The sequence below is a fragment of the Curtobacterium sp. MCBD17_023 genome, assembly GCF_003224415.1.
In the GTDB taxonomy this organism is placed as follows: Bacteria; Actinomycetota; Actinomycetes; order Actinomycetales; family Microbacteriaceae; genus Curtobacterium.
The window spans coordinates 271008-291516 of the sequence record NZ_QKLJ01000002.1 but is presented as its reverse complement, the minus strand read 5'-3'; the positions used below and the strand labels follow the sequence as shown (position 1 = coordinate 291516).

Annotated in this window: 24 protein-coding genes; 7 read left to right on the top strand and 17 right to left on the bottom strand. The window is 72.6% G+C overall.

The window, feature by feature from the left end:
• Positions 1-28: 28 nt before the first annotated feature.
• From DEI84_RS03925 to DEI84_RS03915, 3 genes are all read left to right on the top strand, one after another.
• The gene (locus DEI84_RS03925; protein ID WP_110889750.1) at positions 29-451 is read left to right on the top strand and encodes a cupin domain-containing protein; all 423 of its coding nucleotides are present in this window, start codon (positions 29-31) and stop codon (positions 449-451) included.
• Positions 448-762, top strand: a complete 315-nt coding sequence (locus tag DEI84_RS03920) for a carboxymuconolactone decarboxylase family protein (RefSeq protein ID WP_110889749.1) — start codon at positions 448-450, stop codon at positions 760-762. Before DEI84_RS03925 ends, DEI84_RS03920 begins: the two co-directional genes overlap by 4 nt.
• Before the next feature lie 63 nt (positions 763-825).
• A complete protein-coding gene (locus DEI84_RS03915; protein ID WP_110889748.1) occupies positions 826-2043 on the top strand; it encodes an MFS transporter in 1218 nt (405 codons plus the stop codon).
• 80 nt (positions 2044-2123) lie between these two features.
• On the opposite strand, the gene DEI84_RS03910 is transcribed toward DEI84_RS03915, so the two are convergent.
• The 17 genes from DEI84_RS03910 to DEI84_RS03830 all read right to left on the bottom strand — a co-directional run bounded on the left by DEI84_RS03910 (position 2124) and on the right by DEI84_RS03830 (position 16913).
• On the bottom strand, positions 2124-3299 hold the full coding sequence (locus tag DEI84_RS03910) for a flagellar hook protein FlgE (RefSeq protein WP_110825495.1): 1176 nt from the start codon (positions 3297-3299) through the stop codon (positions 2124-2126).
• Between the two features lie 43 nt (positions 3300-3342).
• The gene (locus tag DEI84_RS03905; RefSeq protein WP_110889747.1) at positions 3343-3783 is read right to left on the bottom strand and encodes a flagellar hook assembly protein FlgD; all 441 of its coding nucleotides are present in this window, start codon (positions 3781-3783) and stop codon (positions 3343-3345) included.
• A gap of 26 nt (positions 3784-3809) precedes the next feature.
• Positions 3810-5432, bottom strand: coding sequence for a flagellar hook-length control protein FliK (locus DEI84_RS15585; RefSeq protein WP_110889746.1), 1623 nt, complete (start codon positions 5430-5432; stop codon positions 3810-3812).
• Complete coding sequence (locus DEI84_RS03895; RefSeq protein WP_110889745.1) at positions 5429-6175, bottom strand: C40 family peptidase; 747 nt, start codon at positions 6173-6175, stop codon at positions 5429-5431. Before DEI84_RS03895 ends, DEI84_RS15585 begins: the two co-directional genes overlap by 4 nt.
• On the bottom strand, positions 6172-6597 hold the full coding sequence (locus DEI84_RS03890; RefSeq protein ID WP_110825491.1) for a flagellar FliJ family protein: 426 nt from the start codon (positions 6595-6597) through the stop codon (positions 6172-6174). The genes DEI84_RS03895 and DEI84_RS03890 overlap by 4 nt, the downstream gene beginning before the upstream one ends.
• Complete coding sequence (locus DEI84_RS03885; RefSeq protein ID WP_110889744.1) at positions 6597-7937, bottom strand: FliI/YscN family ATPase; 1341 nt, start codon at positions 7935-7937, stop codon at positions 6597-6599. Before DEI84_RS03885 ends, DEI84_RS03890 begins: the two co-directional genes overlap by 1 nt.
• A complete protein-coding gene (locus tag DEI84_RS15580) occupies positions 7934-8563 on the bottom strand; it encodes a hypothetical protein (RefSeq protein ID WP_111059827.1) in 630 nt (209 codons plus the stop codon). The genes DEI84_RS03885 and DEI84_RS15580 overlap by 4 nt, the downstream gene beginning before the upstream one ends.
• Positions 8556-9593: a flagellar motor switch protein FliG gene (fliG, locus tag DEI84_RS03875; protein WP_110889743.1), complete on the bottom strand. Its 1038-nt coding sequence runs from the start codon at positions 9591-9593 to the stop codon at positions 8556-8558. The genes DEI84_RS15580 and fliG overlap by 8 nt, the downstream gene beginning before the upstream one ends.
• Positions 9590-11254 (bottom strand): flagellar basal-body MS-ring/collar protein FliF, encoded by a 1665-nt coding sequence (gene fliF / locus DEI84_RS03870; protein WP_110889742.1) that lies wholly within the window; start codon positions 11252-11254, stop codon positions 9590-9592. Before fliF ends, fliG begins: the two co-directional genes overlap by 4 nt.
• Positions 11254-11559, bottom strand: coding sequence for a flagellar hook-basal body complex protein FliE (fliE, locus tag DEI84_RS03865; RefSeq protein WP_110825486.1), 306 nt, complete (start codon positions 11557-11559; stop codon positions 11254-11256). The genes fliF and fliE overlap by 1 nt, the downstream gene beginning before the upstream one ends.
• The gene (locus DEI84_RS03860; protein WP_258365955.1) at positions 11559-11954 is read right to left on the bottom strand and encodes a flagellar basal body rod protein FlgC; all 396 of its coding nucleotides are present in this window, start codon (positions 11952-11954) and stop codon (positions 11559-11561) included. The genes fliE and DEI84_RS03860 overlap by 1 nt, the downstream gene beginning before the upstream one ends.
• Entirely contained in the window at positions 11951-12295 is a 345-nt protein-coding gene (locus DEI84_RS03855; RefSeq protein ID WP_110825485.1) for a flagellar basal body protein, read from the bottom strand. The genes DEI84_RS03860 and DEI84_RS03855 overlap by 4 nt, the downstream gene beginning before the upstream one ends.
• Before the next feature lie 159 nt (positions 12296-12454).
• A complete protein-coding gene (locus tag DEI84_RS03850; RefSeq protein WP_110889741.1) occupies positions 12455-12781 on the bottom strand; it encodes a hypothetical protein in 327 nt (108 codons plus the stop codon).
• The gene (gene fliS, locus DEI84_RS03845) at positions 12771-13253 is read right to left on the bottom strand and encodes a flagellar export chaperone FliS (protein WP_110889740.1); all 483 of its coding nucleotides are present in this window, start codon (positions 13251-13253) and stop codon (positions 12771-12773) included. The genes DEI84_RS03850 and fliS overlap by 11 nt, the downstream gene beginning before the upstream one ends.
• A gap of 17 nt (positions 13254-13270) precedes the next feature.
• Positions 13271-14674 carry a flagellar filament capping protein FliD gene (gene fliD / locus DEI84_RS03840; protein ID WP_110889739.1) on the bottom strand — a complete coding sequence of 468 codons (1404 nt, stop codon included), beginning with the start codon at positions 14672-14674 and terminating at the stop codon, positions 13271-13273.
• Between the two features lie 122 nt (positions 14675-14796).
• Entirely contained in the window at positions 14797-15963 is a 1167-nt protein-coding gene (locus DEI84_RS03835) for a flagellin (protein WP_110889738.1), read from the bottom strand.
• Positions 15964-16094: 131 nt separating this feature from the next.
• Positions 16095-16913, bottom strand: coding sequence for a sigma-70 family RNA polymerase sigma factor (locus DEI84_RS03830; protein ID WP_110825534.1), 819 nt, complete (start codon positions 16911-16913; stop codon positions 16095-16097).
• 371 nt (positions 16914-17284) lie between these two features.
• Here DEI84_RS03830 and DEI84_RS03825 point away from each other — a divergent pair, with 371 nt between their 5' ends.
• From DEI84_RS03825 to fliW, 4 genes are read left to right on the top strand one after another with little or no spacing between them, the layout of a single operon-like run.
• On the top strand, positions 17285-17770 hold the full coding sequence (locus DEI84_RS03825; protein ID WP_110889737.1) for a flagellar protein FlgN: 486 nt from the start codon (positions 17285-17287) through the stop codon (positions 17768-17770).
• Positions 17771-17772: 2 nt separating this feature from the next.
• Complete coding sequence (gene flgK / locus DEI84_RS03820) at positions 17773-19209, top strand: flagellar hook-associated protein FlgK (protein ID WP_181420338.1); 1437 nt, start codon at positions 17773-17775, stop codon at positions 19207-19209.
• Between the two features lie 2 nt (positions 19210-19211).
• Positions 19212-20096, top strand: a complete 885-nt coding sequence (flgL, locus tag DEI84_RS03815) for a flagellar hook-associated protein FlgL (RefSeq protein WP_110889736.1) — start codon at positions 19212-19214, stop codon at positions 20094-20096.
• The gene (gene fliW / locus DEI84_RS03810; RefSeq protein WP_110825478.1) at positions 20093-20485 is read left to right on the top strand and encodes a flagellar assembly protein FliW; all 393 of its coding nucleotides are present in this window, start codon (positions 20093-20095) and stop codon (positions 20483-20485) included. The genes flgL and fliW overlap by 4 nt, the downstream gene beginning before the upstream one ends.
• Positions 20486-20509: the final 24 nt, after the last annotated feature.

Below are 20509 nucleotides of genomic sequence, written 5' to 3'. Positions count from 1 at the left end.
CGGCCACCAGCATCCCGAAGGAATCATCATGGAACACAGATCAGTGACGCCCACGGCGCACGGCCCCGGCGCCACCTTCACCGGTGACGTGTGGGTGACCCCCATCACCGGGCCGACCGCACCCTCCCGACTCACTGCCGCGCTGGTGCGCTTCACGCCCGGAGCTCGCTCCAACTGGCACTCCCACGACGTCGGACAGACGTTGCACGGCGTCGAGGGCAGCGGCTTCGTCGGCACCCGCGACGGGCGAGTGGTCCGGATCCGCGCGGGCGAGACCGTGTGGACCCCGCCTGGGGAAGAACACTGGCACGGTGCTGCCGACGACACCCTGATGGCGCACCTCGCCCTGCTGGACGTGAACGAGGACGGCTCCGACCCCACGCGTTGGCTCGAGCCCGTCACCGACGAGCAGTACCAGGCCGCGCACACGTCCGCAGGTACCACCCGATGAGCAACCAGCCCCGCCAGGTCGGCGGTGGTCGCCGCGCCATCGGCGACATCGCCCCGAAGCTCGCCGCCCTCACCGATGACGTGCTGTTCGACGACGTCTGGAACCGGCCCGGCCTCGCTGCCAGGGACCGCAGGCTCGTCACCGTGGCGGCGCTCATCGCCGGCGGCCACGCCGCACAGCGCATCGTCGGCGCGACGAAGGAGCACCACCTCTCCGACGCCGCAGCGGCCGTGCACATCGAGCTCACCGACGACGAGGTGCACGCCCTCGAGCGGCACGACGCCCTGCGCCGACCGAGCTACTACCGCTGATCCCAGCGGCCCGGCGGGACCACTCCCACCGGGCCGCCTCTTCCCCCGATCGAGAGGAACGACATGACGAACGACGCGATGACGGCGGCGCCTGCTGGGACTGCCGCACCGGAACGCATGCCATGGCTCAGCCTGTTCCTCCTCACCGCCATGGGGTTCGTGCTCGTCACCATGGAGACGATGCCGGCCGGGCTGCTCTCCGCGATCGCCAGCGGCCTCAGCACCAGCGAGAGCACCATCGGGCTGATGATCAGCGCCTACGCCCTCGGCACGATCGTCGTCACGGTCCCCGCGATCACCCTCACCCGCGGATTCCGCCGGAAGCCCCTGCTCCTCACCGCGATCACCGTGCTGGTGCTGGCGAACACCCTCACCGCGCTGTCCGGGGTCGTGGCGCTCTCGCTCGCATCCCGACTGCTCGCAGGAGCCGCCTCCGGGGTGGTCTGGGGCATGTTCGCCGCGTACGCCCGGAAGATCAGCCCACCGAGCCGTGCTGGCCTCTCGCTCGCCGTCGTGTCCGTGGGTGCGCCGCTCGGGTTCGCCCTCGGAACACCGCTCGGGTCCGCACTCGGCACCGCCTTCGGCTGGCGGTGGTCATTCGGCGGCCTGAGTGCCATCGGCGTGATCGTGCTGGTGCTGATCGTGGTCGTCGTCCCCGACGTCGAGGGACGATCAGCCGCCTCGCGCCTTCCCGTCCGACGCGTCATCAGCAAGCCCGGCGTCGCGGTCGTGCTCGCCGTCATCGCCGCCTGGATGCTCGGCCACAACACCATCTACACGTACATCGAGCCGTACCTGCGCGTCGCGGGGAACGGCATCGGGGTCGACGTGCTGCTGCTGCTCTACGGCATCGCCTCCGTCGTCGGTGTCGCGATCACCGGAGCCGTCATCGACCGCCACCCCCGGACCCTCCTCCACGCGAGCGTCCTCGTCTTCATCGCAGCCGCCGTCACCCTGCTCGCCGTGCACGCATCGGCCCCGGCGGTCGTCGTCGCCGCGGTGCTCTGGGGACTCGGTTTCGGAGGAGCGTCGACGCAACTGCAGACCGCCCTCACCGTCGCCGGCGGCGACGACGCGGACGTCGCCAGCGCGTTCCTGCCCGTCGCCTTCAACGTCGCGATCTTCGCCGCGGGCATCGTCGGCGCCCTGCTCCTGACGGCGTTCGACGGGCTCGTGCTCCCCGCCACGATGACCGTCCTCGGCGTCGTCGCGTTCGTGCTCACGCTCGTCGGCCGACGCACCGCCTTCCCCGCCCGCTGGCCCGCCAGCGACGACGCGTAGGCCGCACCACAGGGACAGGGGTGCTCCCGCAGGACTGCGGGAGCACCCCTGGACAGGAGCTGGCGGAGTCCCCCGTGGACTCAGCGCTTCAGGTTCGTGAGCTCCTGCAGCACCTCGTCCGAGGTGGTGATGATGCGCGCGTTCGCCTGGAAGCCGCGCTGCGCCACGATGAGGTTCGTGAACTCCTGCGACAGGTCGACGTTCGACATCTCGAGCGTGCCCGCCGCGAGGGAGCCCACGCCCGCGGACCCCGGGACGCCGACGGCCGCCTGGCCGGAGTTCGCCGTCGCGCGGTAGCCCGACGCCCCGGTCTTCTCGAGGCCGGCCGGGTTGGCGAACGTGGCGAGGGCGATCCGTCCGACGGCCAGCGACGAACCGTTCGAGAACGTCCCCATCACGGTGCCGTCCTTCGAGATGGAGTAGCTCTGCAGCGACCCCGCCTCGTGGCCGTTCTGCGACGAGATCGACGCGGTGTTCAGCGCCGCGAAGCCGGTGAGCTGCGTCATGTCGACCGCGATGCCACCGACCTGCAGGGTGGCGCCGCGGGAGATCTTGCCGTCGGTGCCGAAGGCGATCGTCCCGGTGGCCGAGGTGCCCTGCCCGTTCGAGGCCGCGACGGACCAGCCGGTCGCGGTCTTCGTGTAGGCGAGCGAGAGGGTGTGCTTCGTCCCGTACTGGTCGAAGACGGTGGCGTCGCGGTTCAGGGTCTCCCCCACCGCGGTGTCGGACGGCAGGTTGCCGGACACGGTGGCGGCACTCGTCGCGGTGGCGGGCGCGGCGGCCTGCAGCGGCAGGGTGATGTCGGTGAGCTGCCCGCCGTCGTTCACGACGCCGTTGGTGGCGGAGTAGCCCTGCACGATCTTGCCGTCGGCGGTGACGAGGCGACCGTCGGCGTCGAAGTCGAACGCGCCGGCGCGGCTGTAGACGGTGTCGTTGCCGAGGCGGGTGACGAAGAAGCCATCACCGGAGATCATCAGGTCGGTCGCCTTGCCGGTGGCCTGCGCCGAGCCCTGGGCGAAGTTGGTCGAGACACCGGCGACCTGCACGCCGAGACCGATCTGCGCGGGGTTCGTGCCGCCGATGCCGGTCTGCGGGCCACCGGCACCCTGGGTCATCTGGGAGAGGGTGTCCTGGAACACGGTGGTCGAGGTCTTGAACCCGACGGTGTTCACGTTGGCGATGTTGTTGCCGGTGACGTCGAGCATCTGCTGGTGCGAGCGGAGGCCGGAGATGCCGGAGTAGAGCGAGCGGAGCATGGTGCGTCCCTTCGTGGACGAGGAAGCGGAGGAAGAGGGAGGGTCAGGAGCCGGAGGCGGTGGAGATACCGGAGATCACGTCGAGATCGACCTCCTTCCCGTTCACGGTCACGGTCGGCACGCTCTCGGCGTAGGACACCGCGGTCGCGGTCCCGGTGACGGCCTTGCCCGAGGTGGCGTCGGTGTAGCTGACCTGCTTCCCGACGAGGTTCGCGGCGGCCATGCGCATCTGCAACGAGAAGCCCTCGTTGGCCGTCGTGGTCTGGTTGGTGATCTGCTCCATCATCGCGAGCTGCGTCTGCTGGCTGATCATCTGGTTCGTGTCCATCGGCGACGACGGGTCCTGGTTGCGGAGCTGCGTCACGAGGAGCTTCATGAAGACCTCGGAGTCCATCGTCTGCGACCGCGAGGACGCCGTGTCGGCCGCGAGGGCGGCGGCCTGCGTGGCGGTGTCCACGGAGCCGGTGATCCCGTCGAGTGGCATGTCGTGTTCCTTGTCGTGGTGGCCGGTCAGGCGAGGACGTCGAGTCCCGCGGTGCGGACGGTGGTCGAGGCGGAGGGGCGGTCGGAGGCAGCGGTGAGGCGGGCCTCCCGGCCGGCCAGGCGGGGGTCGGTGCGGACCGTGTCCGGACCTGCTCCCCGGCGGCCGTCGCGGGCTCCGGCGTCGGCCGGGTCACCGCCCGGCCGGTTCTGGGCGGACAGGTCGAGGGTCGTGCCGCCCGCGGCCTCGCGGCGCAGGTCGGGCAGGATCTGGCGGACGGCATCGCGCCCGGCGTCGGAGGCGGCGAACAGCTCGACGTGCATGCCGTGCCCCGTGACGTGGGCACGGACCGTGACCGGGCCGAGCGCGTCGGGCGTCAGCTGCACGGTCACGACGTGCTGACCGGGACCGGCGGCCGCGAGCGAGAACAGCGGTCGCGCGACCTGCTGGGTGAGGGGCTGGTTCGGCGCTGCGGTGCCGGTGGGGGCGGCGGGTGCGGTTGCGCCGCTGGTCGACGCGGTCGACCCGGTGGTCGCCGGGGCGGCGAGCACGACCGGTGCGTCTGTTCCGGTCACGGCCGGGAGGCCCGTCCCGCCCTGGTCGGGAGCGGCTGCGCCCGCCGCGTGGCCGGGTCGAGCGGCGCCCGACTGCGCGCCACCGGCTGCCGCGCCGGCCGTGGTCGGAGCGGCCGTGGCCGGGGCCGCCAGCGCCGGAGTGGACAGCACCGGGGTGGCCAGCGCCGGGGTGGACAGCGCCGGAGTGGACAGCGCCGGAGTGGACAGCGCCGGAGTGGAGAGGGCGGGAGTGGCCGGTGCCGGGTCTGCCTGAGCGGGAGCGGACTGCCCGGTGGCCGACGATGCCGTGGCGACCGGTGTCGGCGTACCGACCCCGCTGCCCGTCGCGCCCGCTGTCGAGCCGCTCGGGGAACCGGTGGCGGCGGCTGCCGGGACCGCGATGGCCGGGACCGCGCCCGTCGCGACCGCGGCGCCGGCGTCCGGGGATCCCACGGCGACGATCGGTGCGGAGGGGCCCGAGTGCCCACCGGCGCCGTCGGCCGTGACGACGTCCGCGGCACGAGTGGTCTCGCTGCCGGTCGAGGACCGGTTGGCGGCGGTAGTGGACGGTCCGGACGCGGGAGCGAGTGCTCCCGCCGTGTCGAGGCCGGTCGGAGCGGCAGCGACGGCGGCGGACGGACCCCCGGTCATCACCGCGACGGTCTCCGGGCCTGCCGTGGTCGGCTCGCCCGGGTCTGCGGCGCCCGGGGTCCCACCGTTCGCCGCCGGGACCGGCGCAGCGGATACGGGACCGGACTGCGTACCCGACGCCACCGTCCCACTCGTCGGCACGACCGGGAGGGTCCCGCCGAGAGCGACCACACCGGCGTCGACGACCGACGGGTCGCCGGCGGGGGCTGTGGCGTCGGCGTCGGCGCTCGGTCGGGCGGCGGTGTCGGCCGACGACCGGCTCGCGGACGAGGTCCTGCCGTCCGGGGCCACACCGCGGTCGTCGGACCGCCCGGAGGCGAGCTGCGCGGCGGCGGTCGTCAACGCCAGTCCGAAGCCGGCAGCGGCGTCCGGCCTGCTGGTGCTCCGGCCACGGGACGCGTCGGCCCCCGGGGCGACTCCGGACGGCGGAGCGGTCACGGCGTTCATGCGGCGCTCCCGGCGAGGAGCGACTTGAGTGCCGCGGTCTGCAGGTCGGTCGTGCTCGGCGTCCCCGCTGCACCGACCGTCGGGACGGACTTCGCGGCGGCAGCGGCTGCTGCCTCCTGGCCGGAGGGGACGATGCGCCGGATGGTGGCGATGTCGCCGTCCGAGTACCAGTTGTCGACGATCCGGACGTCCTTGCCGGGCCGCGGCGCGTGGAGGACCTTGCCGTCGCCCAGGTAGATGACGATGTGCCCCTCGCCCTTCGGGATGATGAGGTCACCGGGTTGCGCCTGCGCGAGCGACGGCACCGCGACGCCCATGTCGGCCTGGTCCGGCACGACGCGGGGCATGCTCACGCCGAGGTCCTTGAAGACGGTCTGCACGAGACCGGAGCAGTCCATGCCGGCCCGGGTCTCGCCGCCGAACACGTACGGGACGCCGAGGTACTGCTTCGCGGCGGCGACGACGTCGTCCCCGGTCGCGCCGCTGCCGGTCGCGATGGTGCCGTGCCCGGCGTCGACGGAGGTCGCGGGGGCGGCAGACGCGGCGGCCGTGCTCGCCGGAGCGGCGGGCGCCGCCGTGGCGGAGCCGGTGCCGGTACCCGTCGCGGTGGCCAGGGCGTCGGCGAAGGCGGACGAGGACGCGGCGGCCGACCCGGCGGCCGTCGGCACGGTGGTACCGCCCTGCAGCGTCTCGATCCGGCTGCGGATCTCACTGATCCGCGAGAGTACGGCGTCGATGCTCATCGGCTTCCTCCTTCGGTGCGGCGGCGCGCGGCGATCTCGTCGAGCGCGGTCTGTTCGGCACGCAGGTCCTCGGCGGCGACACGGCTGGTGTGCTGCCCCTCGAGCTTCTCCAGCCCGAGGGCGGACCGGCGTGCGGCGTTGTAGGTCTCCTGCGCCCGCTCGGCGTCGGCACGGCGGGACCGGACGACGGCGTCGAGTTCCTCGAGCATCCCCCGGGTCGCGGCACGGGCCGACGCGACGGCGCTGAGCGTCGCTGCGTCGGTCACCGTCTGCGGCTCGTCGTCGAGGGTGCGGCGTGCGGCCATCCGGGCGTCGGCGGCGTCGCGGACCCGTCCGTTCGCGTCGGCGAGGGACGCTGCGGCACGGTCCTGTTCGGCGTGGCGGAGGCGGAGGAGCCCGGCGAGCGGGAACCGGCGCGCCATCAGGACACGCTCCCGGACACGCCGAGCGTGCGGACGAGACCGGCCAGACGCTCCCAGGACCCCGCGGCGGTGACCTGCTCGGCCATGCCCTGCCGGAGGAACCCGTCGATGGCGTCCTGGTGGTCCACGGCGGCGTCCACGAGCGGGTTCGTCCCGCGCTGGTAGGCACCGACGTCGAGCAGGTCCTGGGCGCTGCGTCGCGCTGCCATGACCTTCCGCAGGGTGGTCGCGACCGCCCGCTGCTCGGGGGTCGTCACCTTCGAGGCCACGCGCGAGATCGACCCGAGCGCGTCGACGGACGGGAAGTGCCCGGTGACCGCGAGCTTGCGGTCGAGCACGACGTGTCCGTCCAGGATGCTGCGCGCCGCGTCGGCGATCGGCTCGTTGTGGTCGTCGCCGTCCACGAGCACGGTGTACAGCCCGGTGACGCTGCCGACCCGGTCGGTGCCGGCACGCTCGAGCAACCCGGCGAGCACGGAGAAGGTCGACGGTGGGTAGCCCCGGGTGGCCGGGGGCTCCCCGACCGACAGCCCGATCTCGCGCTGGGCCATCGCGACGCGGGTGAGCGAGTCCATCATGAGGACGACGTCCTGGCCGGCGTCGCGGAACGACTCCGCGATCCGGGTGGCGACGAAGGCCGCGCGCAGCCGCATGAGGGCCGGTTCGTCGGACGTCGACACGACGACGATCGACCGCGCGAGCCCCTCCGCGCCGAGGTCGTCCTCGAGGAACTCGCGCACCTCGCGGCCGCGCTCACCGACGAGGGCGATCACGTTGACGGCGGCGTCGCTCCCCCGCGCGATCATCGACAGCAACGAGGACTTGCCGACGCCGGAGCCCGCGAAGAGCCCCATGCGCTGCCCCCGCCCGACCGTCGTGAGTGTGTCGAGCACCCGGACGCCGAGCTGCAGCGGGGTGTCGATCCGGGTGCGCGCCATCGCGTTCGGCGTGTCGTGGTCGAGCGGGACCCACGCGTCGGTGTCCAGCGGTCCCCGGTCGTCGATCGGCCGTCCGAGCCCGTCGAGCACCCGCCCGAACAGGCCGGTCCCGGTCGGGACGAGGACGGGTCGCCCGGTCGACCGCGCCGGGGTGCCCGCGGTGATGCCGGTGAGCCGCCCGAGGGGCATGCAGCGCACGCCGGACGCGTCGGTCGCGACGACCTCGACGGCGGTCTGCTCGCCGCCCTCCGCCCCGACCGTGATGACCTCGCCGACACGGGCGTCGAGCCCGGCGATCGTCAGCCCGAGACCGACCGCGCTCGTCACGGTCCCGACGCGCTGCGGGCGGGCCGCGGCGACGGCCACGTCCAGACCGCGTGGCCGGAGCAGGGTCGCCGTCACCGGAGGACCCCGAGCGCGACGCGGGCGCGGGCGAGCGCTGCGTCGATCCGGGCGTCGAGGACGCCGTCCGGCAGGTCGACCACGGCGTCGCCGTCCCGCAGCGCGGGGTCGGCGACCACCGGGACCGGCAGGGTCACGTCGGCGAGCACGGCCGCGTCGGCCGGGCTCAGCCGCACCGCCGTCGCGACCGGCGCGTCCGCGGCCGCGAGGGCGCGTCGGACGGTCTCCTCGGCCGAGGCGGCGCGTCGGCCGGTCGGACCGCTGCCGTCGCCGTCCGGACGGGAGGCCCGGATCGCGGACCCGACGACGGCCTCGGCGAGGTCGACGGCCGCGGCGGCGACGGACTCCTCGGCGGCCGCCAGCACCGGTGCGACCCGGGCCTGCAGCGCTGCCGCGGCGCGGTCGAGGACGGCGACCCGTTCGGCGACGACGGCGTCGAGGGCCGCGAGGCGCGCCTCGTGCTCGGCGACGAGCCGTGCACGGAGCGCCTCCGTCTCGACCTGGGCGACCCGGAGACCGGCTGCGTAGCCGGCAGCGTGCCCACGGACGTCAGCGCTCGCGGCGCGGCGGGTGACCGCGGCGTCCGTGATGACCGGGAACGCGACCGGGGCGAAGGCGTCAGTCAACGAGCTCGTCCTCCTCGGCACGGTGCACCGTGATGACGCCCTGGGCCTCGAGCTCGCGGACGGACCGGACCACCTCGGCGCGGGCCTCCTCGACCTGCGACACCCGGACCGGGCCCATCGACTGCACCTCGTCGTCCAGGAGCTCGCGGTTGCGCTCGGACACGTTGGCGCGGATCGTCTCGACGACCGCGACCGGGGCGCCCTTCATGGCGGTGGCGAGGATCTTCGAGTCGATGCCGCGCAGGACCTGTTGGATGTCGCGCGACTCGAGCTTGACGATGTCCTCGAAGGTGAGCATGCGGGAACGGATGTCCTCGGCGAGCTCCGGGTCACGGGCCTCCAGGCCGTCGAGCACGGCCTTCTCGGTCGCGACGTCGGAACGGTTGATGATCTCGACGAGCGGCGCGATGCCGCCGACGACCTCGACGCTCTCGCGGGGCGAGACGACGGCACCGGCACGCGCACGGAGGACGCCGGCGACGATGCCCACCGACTCCGGGGTGGCGGTGCCCATGGTGGCGAACGACTGCGCGACGTCCGTCCGGACCCGCTCGTCCACGCCGGCGAGCACGGCGCTGGCCTGCCCCGGCTTGAGGTGTGCGAGGACCAGGGCGATGGTCTGCGGCAGCTCGCCCTCGAGCAGGGCGATGACCTGCCCGGGCTCGGCGTCGTCGAGGAACTCGAACGACTGACCGGCCAGGTTGGAGGCGAGACGGTCCATCACGCCGGCGGCGCGCTCGGCCCCGAAGGACGCCTCGAGCAGCCCGAGCGCGGTGTCCTTGCCGCCGCGGCGACCGGTGCGCCCGGTGCGGGTCAGGCGGTGGAACTCGCTGAGCGTGCGGTCGACGGTCTCGTCGTCGACGCGACGCATCCGCACGATCTCGGCCGAGATCTCCTCGGCCTCGAGTTCGGAGAACTGCTTCATCACCTCGGCGGCGCGCTCGGTCTCCATCTGCATGAGGATGAGCGCCACCTTCTGCGCGCCGGTCAGCTGCCGGTCGGTGCCGGGCGCGGGGACGACGGTGCTCACACCGACGCCCGGTCGTCGAGCAGCCCGCGGAGGAGCTCGGCCGTGCGCTTCGGGTCCCGCTCGGCGAGGGCGGAGATGTCCTGGCGCCGACGCTCGGCCGTGATCTCGTCGGTGGTGAGCACCTCGGTCGGGGCGTCCTCGACGGGCAGGGCCTGCAGGGCGACGGTCGGCGCGTCCCCGGCGTCCAGACCCGTGCGGTGGTCGGCCGGTTCGACGGCGAGCGGCAGCTGGAACGCATCGCCGAACGCGTCGAGCTCGCCGATGTCGACCTGCTCACGCTGCTGACGCCGGCTGCGGCGGGCGAGGAACACCATCACCGCGACGAGTGCCAGCACGACGCCGATGACGATGCCCGCCGTGCGGATCGCCGACCAGAGCGCTTCCTGCTCGTCCGCCTTCTGCTGCGCCTCGAGCGCCTTCGCCGCGTCGTCCGCGGCGCTCGTGTCGAAGTCCATCATCGCGACCTCGACCCGGTCGCCCCGCGCCGTGTCGATGCCGGCGGCGTTCGCGACCAGGTCGTTGATGCTCTGCAGGTTGACGCCCTGCACCGACGTCGCCCCGGAGTTGAGTGCGACCGAGATCGTCTGGCGGTCCATCGCCCCGGCCGGGATCTGGGTGGTCTCGGTCGTCTTGTCGACCGCGTTGTTCTTCGTCGCCGACTCGTTCTGGTAGCCGCCGTCCGTCCCGGCGCCCGCGGTGCCGTTCGGCACGGCGATGTTGTCCGGACCGAGGACACCGGTGGCGTTCGCGCCGGCACCGGAGCCCGCGCCGTACTCCTCCTTCGTGGAGGACTCGTTGAGCGCGACGGGGCCGGTCGTCGGCGTCGTGTAGGACTCGGTCGTCCGGGTGCCGGAGTTGTCGCTCATCGTCGCGGAGACGACGACGCTCGCGTTGCCGGCGCCGAGCGTCGTGTCGAGCAGGTCCTGGATCTTCTTGCTCGTGGCGGCGTCGTAGTCGGCGGCCTGGTCGGTGCCCGAGCCGGTCGCGCCGGTGCCCACCGCGGACAGGGTCTGCCCCTTCTGGTCGACCACGGACACGTCGGTCGGCTGCATGCCCTCGACGGCGGCGCTCGTCAGGTGCACGATCGCCTGGACCTGGTCCGAGCCGAGCTCGGCACCGTTCTTCGTCGCGATGAACACCGACGCGGTCGGGTCCTTCTCCTCGTCGACGAACACGGACTTCTCCGGGATGGCGAGTTGGACGCTCGCGGTCTGCACGCCGTCCATCGCGGAGATGGTCTTGGCGAGCTCGCCCTCGATCGCCCGCTTGTACGTGACGTCCTGCTGGAACTCGGAGCTCGTCACGCCCATCGTGTCGAGCAGCGAGTAGCCGCCCTCGTTCGAGGACGGCAGGCCGTTCGACGCCGCCGCGAGTCGCTCCCCGTACACCTTGTCCTGCGGCACGAGGATCGTCGCCCCGCCGTCGGTGAGCTGGTACGGGACGCCGTCGGTGGTGAGCTGGTCGGTGATCGAGCTCGCGTCGGCCGCGGCCAGCCCGGTGAAGAGCGGCGCGTAGGACGGCTTGCCGAGCCAGGACGCCAGCGCGATGCCCCCGAGCACGAGGGCGGCGATGCCGATGACGGCGATGGTCCGCTGCGCGGCGGTGAACCCCTTGACGTACGCGCCGAGCCGGCCGAGCACGCCCTGCATCCCCGCGGGCATCAGGCCTGCATCCGCATGATCTCGTTGAACGCGTCGACGCCCTTGTTGCGGACGGCGGCGACGAGTTCGAGGGTGACCTGCGCGCGGGTGGACGCGATGGTGGCGTCGTGGATGTCGTCGAGGTTGCCGGTGACCGCCTTGAGCGCGAGCGTCTTCGAGTCGCTCTGCAGCTGCTGCAGGCCGTCGACGGCGGACCCGAGGCTCGCGGCGAACCCGTCGCCGCCGTCGCTCGTGGTGCCGGACACGCTGGTCGCGGCGTTCGTCATCGCGTTGGTGGTCACACCGTTCACGGCGTCGATGGGCATCAGTTCTTCCCGATCTGCAGTGCCGCCTCGTAGGCGGTCTTGGCACGGTCGACCACGGCGGCGTTCGCCTGGTAGCCGCGCTGGGCCATGATGAGGTCCGCCATCTGCGTCCCGAGGTCGATGTCCGGCATGCGGACGTACCCCTCGGCGTCCGCGAGCGGGTTGTCCGGCTCGTAGGTCACGCGGCCGGCGGCGCTGCCGAACGCAGCGCCCTTCACGTACGCGCCGGACACGCCGTTGCCCTCCTGGACCTCGACGTACCGGGCCTGGAACGCGGAGTCGTCCATCGACCGGACGGTGTTGACGTTCGCGATGTTGTCGGAGATCGCGTCGAGCCACTTCCGGTGCACGGTCATGCCGGTGCTCGCGATGCCGATCGCGTCGAAGGTCGTCACGAGTTGGTCCGCATCGCCGTGCGGAGGCTCGTGGCCTCACCGCCGACCGCCTGCGTGGCGAACTGGTAGCGGAGCACGGTGTCGACGTTCGAGAGCGTCTCCTCGTCGAGGTTGACGTTGTTCCCGTTCGTGTTGGTCGGCTCGAGGCTCCGCGCGACGGACGGCGCGGTGTGGCCGTCCCCGTCGACGATGCTCTTCGCGAGCGCGTCCTCGAACCGGACCTTCTGCGCCCGGTAGCCGGTCGTGTTGATGTTCGCGATGTTGTCGGCGATCACACGCTGACGCATCGAGAGACCGTCGAGCGCGCTCTGCAGCGCAGCCGACGTCACGGAGTCGAACACGGAGGGTTCCCCTCGTCGGGCGTCGTCACCGAGGACGTCGCCGAAGCGGTGGTGGCCGATCCGTGGCCTGTCGTCGAGCGATCCGTGCTCGGGATGGCCTATCGGCGGGTCCGTCGAGCCGTGTAAGCCGTCGCCCCGAACGGGGGGCCGACGGGTGCGTCAGGCGCTGGCGTCGAGGTACACGGAGCCGGACGGCAGCCGCGTGGCGTCGACGGCGCGCAGTGCGCCGAGGTGGTCGAGGGCGGTGCGGCGGGCGTCCTCGACGGCGACGATGCGGTCGCGCTGCGCGGCGAGCAGCCGGGAGGCGCGGCCCACCAGGTCGCGCGGGACCGGTCCCAGCCCGGTCGGTTCGGTCCACGGCTCGTCGGCGGTCGCGCCACCGTCGAGCGTCGCCTCGAGGGCGTCGAGCACCGCTTCCCAGCGGGCGCGCGAGTCGCCGTGCGCGTCGGACGGACCCGCGGCGTCGGTCTCCGACTCAGGCGACACCGAGGGCCCCGCCGGCGGTCTGCTGCGGTGCGGCCGGGGTCGCCGGCAGCGAGGCGGCCGCGTCGTGCCAGGCCTGGCGGAGCGGCTCGAGGATCCGGATGCAGTCACGCGTGGCCTGCACGTCCCGGTGCACGTTCGCGGTGATGAGGGACGTCGACGCGTAGTTGTACACCGCGAGCAGTCCCTCGCCGCCGTCCCACACGTCGATCTTCAGCGTGGACGACAGCTCCCCCACGATCGCCTGCGCGTGCATGAGCTGGTCGCGGGCGCCGTCCCAGTCGGACGCCACCTGTGCGGTCTCGGCCCGGTGCAGGTCGAGCAGCAGTCGGTCGTACAGCATCGTGACGAGCTGCGCCGGGGTCGCCGACAGGACCGCCTCGTTCGTGTACTGGGCACGGCGCTGCTCGGTCACCGAACGTGGCGTCGCTGCCTGCCGGAAGGCGGCCGCGCCGCTGAGGTCGTAGGCGTTCATGTCGGTTCTCCTGCGGCTCAGTTCGCGGACATCGACGCGAGCTGCCCGGCGAGCCAGCTCGACTGCGACTGCAGCTTGCTGAGGCTCGTCTCGAGCGCGGCGTACTGGGTCTGCAGCGTCGCCCGACGCATGGTCAGGCGGTCGGTCCACGAGTCGATCTGCGTGGTGAGGTCCTTGACCACGGACTGCTTGCCCGTGATCGCGGTGGTGATGGAGCCGGAGTACTTGTCGCTGGCGGTGGTGGCGGCGTCCGCGACGGCCTCCGCGACGCCGGACAGGATCGCCTGGGTCCCGGCGGGGTCGGCCGCGAGGGCCTTCTGGAAGGCGGCTGCGTCGAAGTCGAAGTCGCCGTCCTTCGAGATGACGATGCCGATGGAGGACGGGGACTTCCCGTTCACCGGTGTCGACATCGCGCTCGTCAGCCGTTGCACGGCCGAGCGGGTGGTCGCGTCCCCCAGCAGGACACCGGCGGTGGTGCTGGTCGTCCCGTTCGTCGGGCTGGTGGTGCTCGTCACGCCGGTGTTCGAGGCGTAGTAGGACGTGACGGCGTTCAGCGCGTCGACGAGTCCGGACGCCACGCCCTGGGCCTTCGTCGTGTCGCGGGCCACCGTGATCGTCACGGGGTCCGCGGACGCCTTCGAGACGGTGACGTTGACGCCGGGCAGCAGGTCGGTGAACGCGTTCGTCGCGCTCGTCACGGTCTGGGCGGCGGCGGAGCCCGCCCACAGCGTGACCGAGGCGTCGGCGGCCCGGGTCACGACGGCGGCGCCGGTCTCGGCGAACACGTCCGTCGCGGTCCCGGCCGTGACGTCGGCGGCGGTCCCCCGGTGCAGGGTGAAGCCGTTCGCCGCGCCGGTGGCGGTGCTCGTCAGTTGCAGGCGGTAGAGCTTCGTGCCGGCGGCGTCGGTGCCGGCGGCGACCTTCGTCGCGGTGACCCCGGCGGTGGAGGCGTTGATCGCCGTCACGGTGTCGTCGAGCGAGCCCGTCTTCGGCGTGACCGTCGTGGTCGTGCCGTCGGGCGTCGTGAACGTCAGCGGCGACGCGGTGTCCCCCCAGGACGACATCGCGGCGGTGACGCCCACCTGCGCGGCGGCGGTCTGCCCGACGGTGAACGAGACGGAACCGGGCGTGGCCGCCGCACTCGTCGACACGGTGGCGTTCGTCGCGCTCGACGTCGCCGTGTACAGGTCGAGCGAGCCGGCCTTCGCCGCGGCGGAGGCCTTGGTCGCGAGCGACTGCACGAGCCCGTTGATCGTCTGCAGGGACGAGATGAACGAGTTGGTCGTCGTGACCTTCGCCTTGAGCAGGGTCTGCGGGACCTGCTCGATCGACATGAGCGAGTTGATGAGCTCGGACGTCTTCAGGCCGGAGACCAGGCCGTCGATCGCGAGCGAGGTGCTCGTCGCGGACGTGGTGGACATCGCGGGCTCCCCGGCGGTCGTCGGATCGAGGTGGTGGCGGACCGACCGCGGTCAGTCCGAGGGGGTGGGCGCCACCACCGAGGAGCACCCGAACGGCTCCTCGGTGGTGACGACCGGTGCGACTAGCGGAGCAGCGACAGGACGCCCTGCGTGCTCTGGTTCGCCTGCGCGAGCATCGACGTGCCGGCCTGGCTGAGGATGTTGTCGCGCGTGTACTTGACCATCTCCTCCGCCATGTCGACGTCGGTGATGCGGGACTTCGCCGCGGTGAGGTTCTCCTTGGCCACGTTCGTCACGTTGATGGCGTGGTCGAAGCGGTTCTGGATCGCACCGAGGTTGGAGCGGGCCGAGGAGACCGAAGCGATCTGCTCGTCGATGACCTTGATGGCCTTCTGAGCAGAATCCGCGTCGGCGAAGGAGATCGCGCCGGCGGAAGCCGCCGTGCCCTCGGTGCCGCCGGTCAGAGCGCTGCCGTCCGCGACCGAGTTCTTCACCGTGCCGCCGTTGATCGCCGACACGATGATGCCGCTGCCGGCACCGTTCGCGTCGTGCTCGACCTCGACAGTGAAGTTCGCCGAGAAGTCAGCGTTCTTGCGCAGGTCCTCGGCGTACTTGTCGACACTGTCGTACGACGCCGCCATACCCGAGACCGAGACGGTCTTGGTCTCGTTCCCCTTGGTGACGGTGAACTCCTGGGCCTGTCCGCCGAGGTCCGCCGGGTCAGCGATGGTGAACTGGGTCCCGGTCGAGCCCGTGCTACCGACCGTGAGCTTCGCGGCGATCGCAGAGACGTTGGCGCCCGACAGGTCGACCGAGATCTGGCTGTCCGTGCCGGCGTTCGCTCCGACCTGGAACTTCAAGGTGTCGTTGCTGTTCAGCAGCGACGTACCGTTGAAGTTGGTGGCCTTCGCGATGCGGGTGAGCTCCTGCTGGAGCTGCCCCACCTCAGTGCTGATGGCCGTTCGCGACGTCTCGTTGTTCGAGTCGTTGCCGGCCTGGACGGCCAGGTCGCGCATGCGCTGGAGGATCGAGTGGGTCTCGGTGAGGCCACCTTCAGCGGTCTGCACGACGGAGATGCCGTCCTGCGCGTTGCGGGCGGCGACCGTGAGGCCACCGACCTGCGACTTCAGGCCCTCGGAGATCGACAGACCGGCAGCGTCGTCGGCAGCACGGTTGATGCGGAGGCCGCTCGAGAGCTTCTCGAGGGACTTCGACAGGTCGTTCTGCGTCGCGTTGAGGTTCCGGTACGTGTTGAGTGCCGAGAGGTTGGTGTTGATGGACATACCCATGGTGTGTTCCTCCGTGAAACTGGGCCGATCGTCAGCCCGTCCGTGGGCTGACATGTGCTCCTCTCGACCGATCGGCCGGAGGCGTTAGGCGATCCGTCGGACGATTTCCCGCCCGGCGGACCGCCGGACGGTCAACTGGCCGCGACCCGGCCGAGCGGGGCGGCGTCGTGCACCGCGCGGGCGACCCCGGCGGCGGCGTTCGTGGCGACGCGGGCGAGGTACGCGCTCCGGCGGGCGGCCGTGGTGCGCGAGGCGGGCTCGGGCGTGACTCCGTCGTCGCCGTAGTGCGCGGCGAGTCCGTCGCGGAGCAGCCGCATCGCCTCGGACCGCTGCTGGGAGACGGCGGAGTGCGTGATGCCGAGCTCGGTGGCGACGTCCGTGACGGTGCGGTCGCCGAAGTAGACGGCCTCGACGATGAGGCGCATGCGGTCGGGCAGCGCCAGGACGGCGGCGCGCAGGTACCGGCGCTTCTCGGCCTCGAGCAGGTCCTCGCCCGGCAGCGGGAGGTCGGCGGCGACCGTGTCGTGCACCGTCTCGTCGATCGGGGTGATCGTCCGCGCCGCGTCGGTGAGCGCGTCGACCGCGGTCTGCCGGTCGACGCCCATCGCGTCGGCGATCTCCTGCGGCGTGACGCTCCGACCGAGACCGGCGGAGAGGGCCTCCTGCGTCGCGAGCGTCTCGCGGATGCGCTTGCGGGTGCCACGGCTGGCCCAGTCGCCGGCGCGCAGGTCGTCGGCGATCGCGCCGGTGATGCGGGTCCGGGCGTAGGCGCCGAAGGGGACGCCGAGGGTCGGGTCGAACGCGTCGGCCGCCTGCACGAGGGCGACGGAGCCGACCTGTGCGAGGTCGTCGCGGCTGAGGTGGGTGGCGCGTGCGCAGGTCTCGGCGACGATGTAGCCGACGAGCGGCAGGTGCTCGACGATCATCGCGTTGCGTGCGTTCCGGTCCATGGTGTTCCCCTGGTCGTCCTGGTTCGGCTGACCCGTCCGTGGGCATGACGACCACCGGCGTCGGGACCGCCGGAGTACGTCGAAGAACCGCGCGGATCCGTCCTCGCGGTGCACCCGCGCCCTGGGCGCGACCTGGGGGTTGTCCCCCGGTGCTGCTTCCGAACCTATCGGCTGTGCAGGGGCTGAACGAGTGCCTGTCCGTACCCAGTGCGGGGGTGGGCGCCGCACACGCCGGTCCGCCCTTCTGCGGACACGGTCCGCCCGTGTCCCCCGATCGGCGGACCGGGCGCGCGCTGCTTACGCCGGGACCGACGGCGTCGATAACCCCTGGAGACCGCACCCGGCGGTCGATCCGATCCCGGAGGGGGCTGATGAGCGTGAACGACCTGTCCGCCGTCCTGTGGCGTGAACGCGAACTGCTCGAGCTGCTCACGTTCAAGCTCGAGGAGGAACAGCTCATCCTCGCCGCCGGGCGCTCCCGCTGGGTGTCGCACGCCAGCCGCGAGGTCGAGCAGGTCCTCGACCGCCTGCGCAGCACCGGTCTCGAACGCAGCGCCCAGAGCGCCGCCGTCGCCGAGGAGTGGGGCGTGTCCTCGGACGCACCGTTGCGCGAGGTCGTCGCCGCCGCGCCGTCCGGACCCTGGAGCGAGATCCTCGCCTCCCACCTCGCCGCCATGCTCGAACTGACCACGCGCATCGGCGCCCTGCGCGACGAGAACGACCGCTTCCTCCGCGTCGCCGCCCAGGCGACGCAGGAGACGCTCGCGGGCACGGTCGCCGACGCGGACACGTACGACGCGACCGGCTCCTCGGGCGCCAACCCGGACGGCGCCCGCCTGTTCGACGGGAACCTCTGACCATGGTGAGCACCTTCGGATCGCTCCAGACCGCCTACTCCGGGCTCGCCGCGGCCCGTGCCGGCCTCGACGTCACCGGCCAGAACATCGCCAACGCCGGGACGACCGGCTACACCCGGCAGCGCCTCGTGCAGACCGAGGTCGGCGCACCGGCACAGACCGGCTTCCTCCGCGGCACCGCGGCCCTCGCCGGCCAGGGCGTGTCGGTCGACGCCATCGCCCGTCTGGCGACCGCCACCCTCGACACCCGCGTCCGGCTCTCCGCCGGCGCCGCCGCCTCCGCCGACACCCGCGCGACCGCCCTCGACCAGCTCGAGACCGGGCTGCACGAGCCGGGCGCCGACGGGCTCTCCGCGAAGCTCGACGGGCTCTGGTCCGCCTGGAGCGACCTCGCGACCCACATCGACGACCCGGGTGCCGCGAGCGCGCTGCTCGGCGCCGCGAAGACCGTCGCCACGGCCCTCTCCGCCGGGTCGAAGAGCGTCGACGCGCAGTGGACCGCGACCCGGTCCACCGTCGCCACGCAGGTCACCCGGCTCAACGACGCCGCCGCGCAGATCGCCGACCTCAACGGGCAGATCCGGTCGACGGTGGCGTCGGGCGGGAACGCGAACGAACTCCTCGACCGACGCGACCAGCTCACCGAGTCGATCGCGACGCTGACCGGAGCCACCGTCCGCGACAACGGCGACGGCACGGTCGACGTCGTCATCGGCGGGAACGCGCTGGTGCAGGGCACCTCCGCCCGCGCCGTCGCCCTCGCCGGTGCCGGCTCGTTGGCCGACACCCGCAGCGGTTCCGGCGCACCGGCTCTGTCCTGGGTCGGCGGCTCCGCGGGTCCGGTCGCCCTCGACGGCGGGTCGATCGCGGGTGGGCTGTCCCTGCTCGCGCCCGCGAACGGCGCACGGACGGGTGGTGCCCTCGCCGAGGCCGCCGCCGCGTACGACGCCGTCGCCACGGACCTCGCGACGTCGTTGAACGCCCTGCACGCCACCGGCACCACGCCGTCCGGGGCCACCGGCAGCCCGTTCTTCGCCCTCGCCGCCGGTGTCCCCGCGGCCCAGGGGCTGTCCGTCGTCCCGACGGACGCGAGTGGACTCGCCACCCGGAGCGCCACCGGGCAGTTCGACGCCTCGGTGCTGACGGCCATCGCGGCGGTCGGCGACCGTGCCGGAGGTCCCGACGCGACCTGGGCGACCTTCGTGACGGGCGTGGGCAGTGCCTCCCGGACGGCGACGTCGGAGGCGACGCTCACCGGGCTCGCCCTCACCAACGCGCGCACCCAGCAGCAGTCGAGCGCCGGCGTCGACATGGACGAGGAGAACGTGTCCCTGCTCGCGTACCAGCACGCCTACCAGGGCGCGGCACGCGTCCTGACCGCCGTCGACGAGATGCTCGACACCATCATCAACCGCCTCGGCCTCGTCGGGAGGAGCTGACCGTGATCACCCGTGTGACCACCCAGATGACCATGGCCGCCGCGCAGTCGCGTCTGCAGGCCGGTGCCGCGAAGGTCGCCGACCTGACCGACCAGGCCACGAGCCTCAAGGCGATCCGGAAGCCGTCCGACGACCCGACCGGCACCGCGACCGCCATGCAGGTGCGGAAGGAGCAGGCGCAGGCCGCCCAGCACGCCCGGAACGCGGACGACGCCGTCGGGTGGCTCGCCACGACCGACAGCGCCCTCGCCGGGGTGTCGAAGGTGCTCGGCAAGGTCCGGGACCTCACCGTGCAGGCCGCGAGCGACGGGACGATGGGCACCACCGACCGGCAGGCGTTCATCAGCGAGCTCCAGGGCCTCAAGGCCGACCTGCTCAGCTCGGCGAACACGAAGTACGGCACGCGATCGGTCTTCGCCGGGTCCTCCCCCGCCGCGGCCGCGTACGCGCCGGACACGACGTGGGCCGGCTCCCCGTCCGCCAGCGTCACCCGTACGGTCGGCACCGGCGACGAGGTCCGCGTCGACACCGACGGCAGCGCCGTGTTCGGGACCGGCGACGCGTCGGTCTTCGCACTCCTCGACGACATCGTCGCCGACCTGCAGGCAGGGACGAACGTGAACCCCCGACTGAACGAGATCGACGCGGCGCAGGCCGCCGTCCGCGGTGCGCAGGCCGACGTCGGTGTGCGGCACTCCGCGGCGCTGTCCGCACAGGACGCGCTGAAGACGCTCTCGACCACACTCGAGGGTCGCCGCTCCGGCGTGGAGGACAAGGCGCTCGCCCAGGCCGTCCTCGACCTGCAGGTCCAGAGCACCAACTACCAGGCAGCCCTCGCCGTGACCGCGAAGGTCCTGCAGCCGACCCTGATGGACTACCTCCGATGAGCATCGACCTGACCTTCACCGTCGCACCGTTCGGCCTCGAGCCGCTGCGGTCGTTCACCCTCGACCCCGTCGACGGCGCCGACGGCCTGTTCGCCCTGGTGGGCACCGGCACGACGGACTCCGGCGTGACCGACCCGCGGCTGTACCTGCTCGACGCCGCCGTGCACCTGCCCGACTACGCGCCGGTGCTCGCTGACGAGCAGGCCGACCGCATCGGGCTCGAGCGCGCGGAGGAGGCCATGCTCCTCGTCGTCGCGAACCCGGACGCGGCCGGCACCACCGTGAACCTGCTCGCCCCGGTCGTCGTCAACGCCCGCACCGCCGTCGGCGCGCAGTTCATCCTCGAGGACCAGGACCTGCCGATCCGGGCCGAGCTCGCCCACAGCTGACCCTCCGGAGAGCGACCGCGCTCG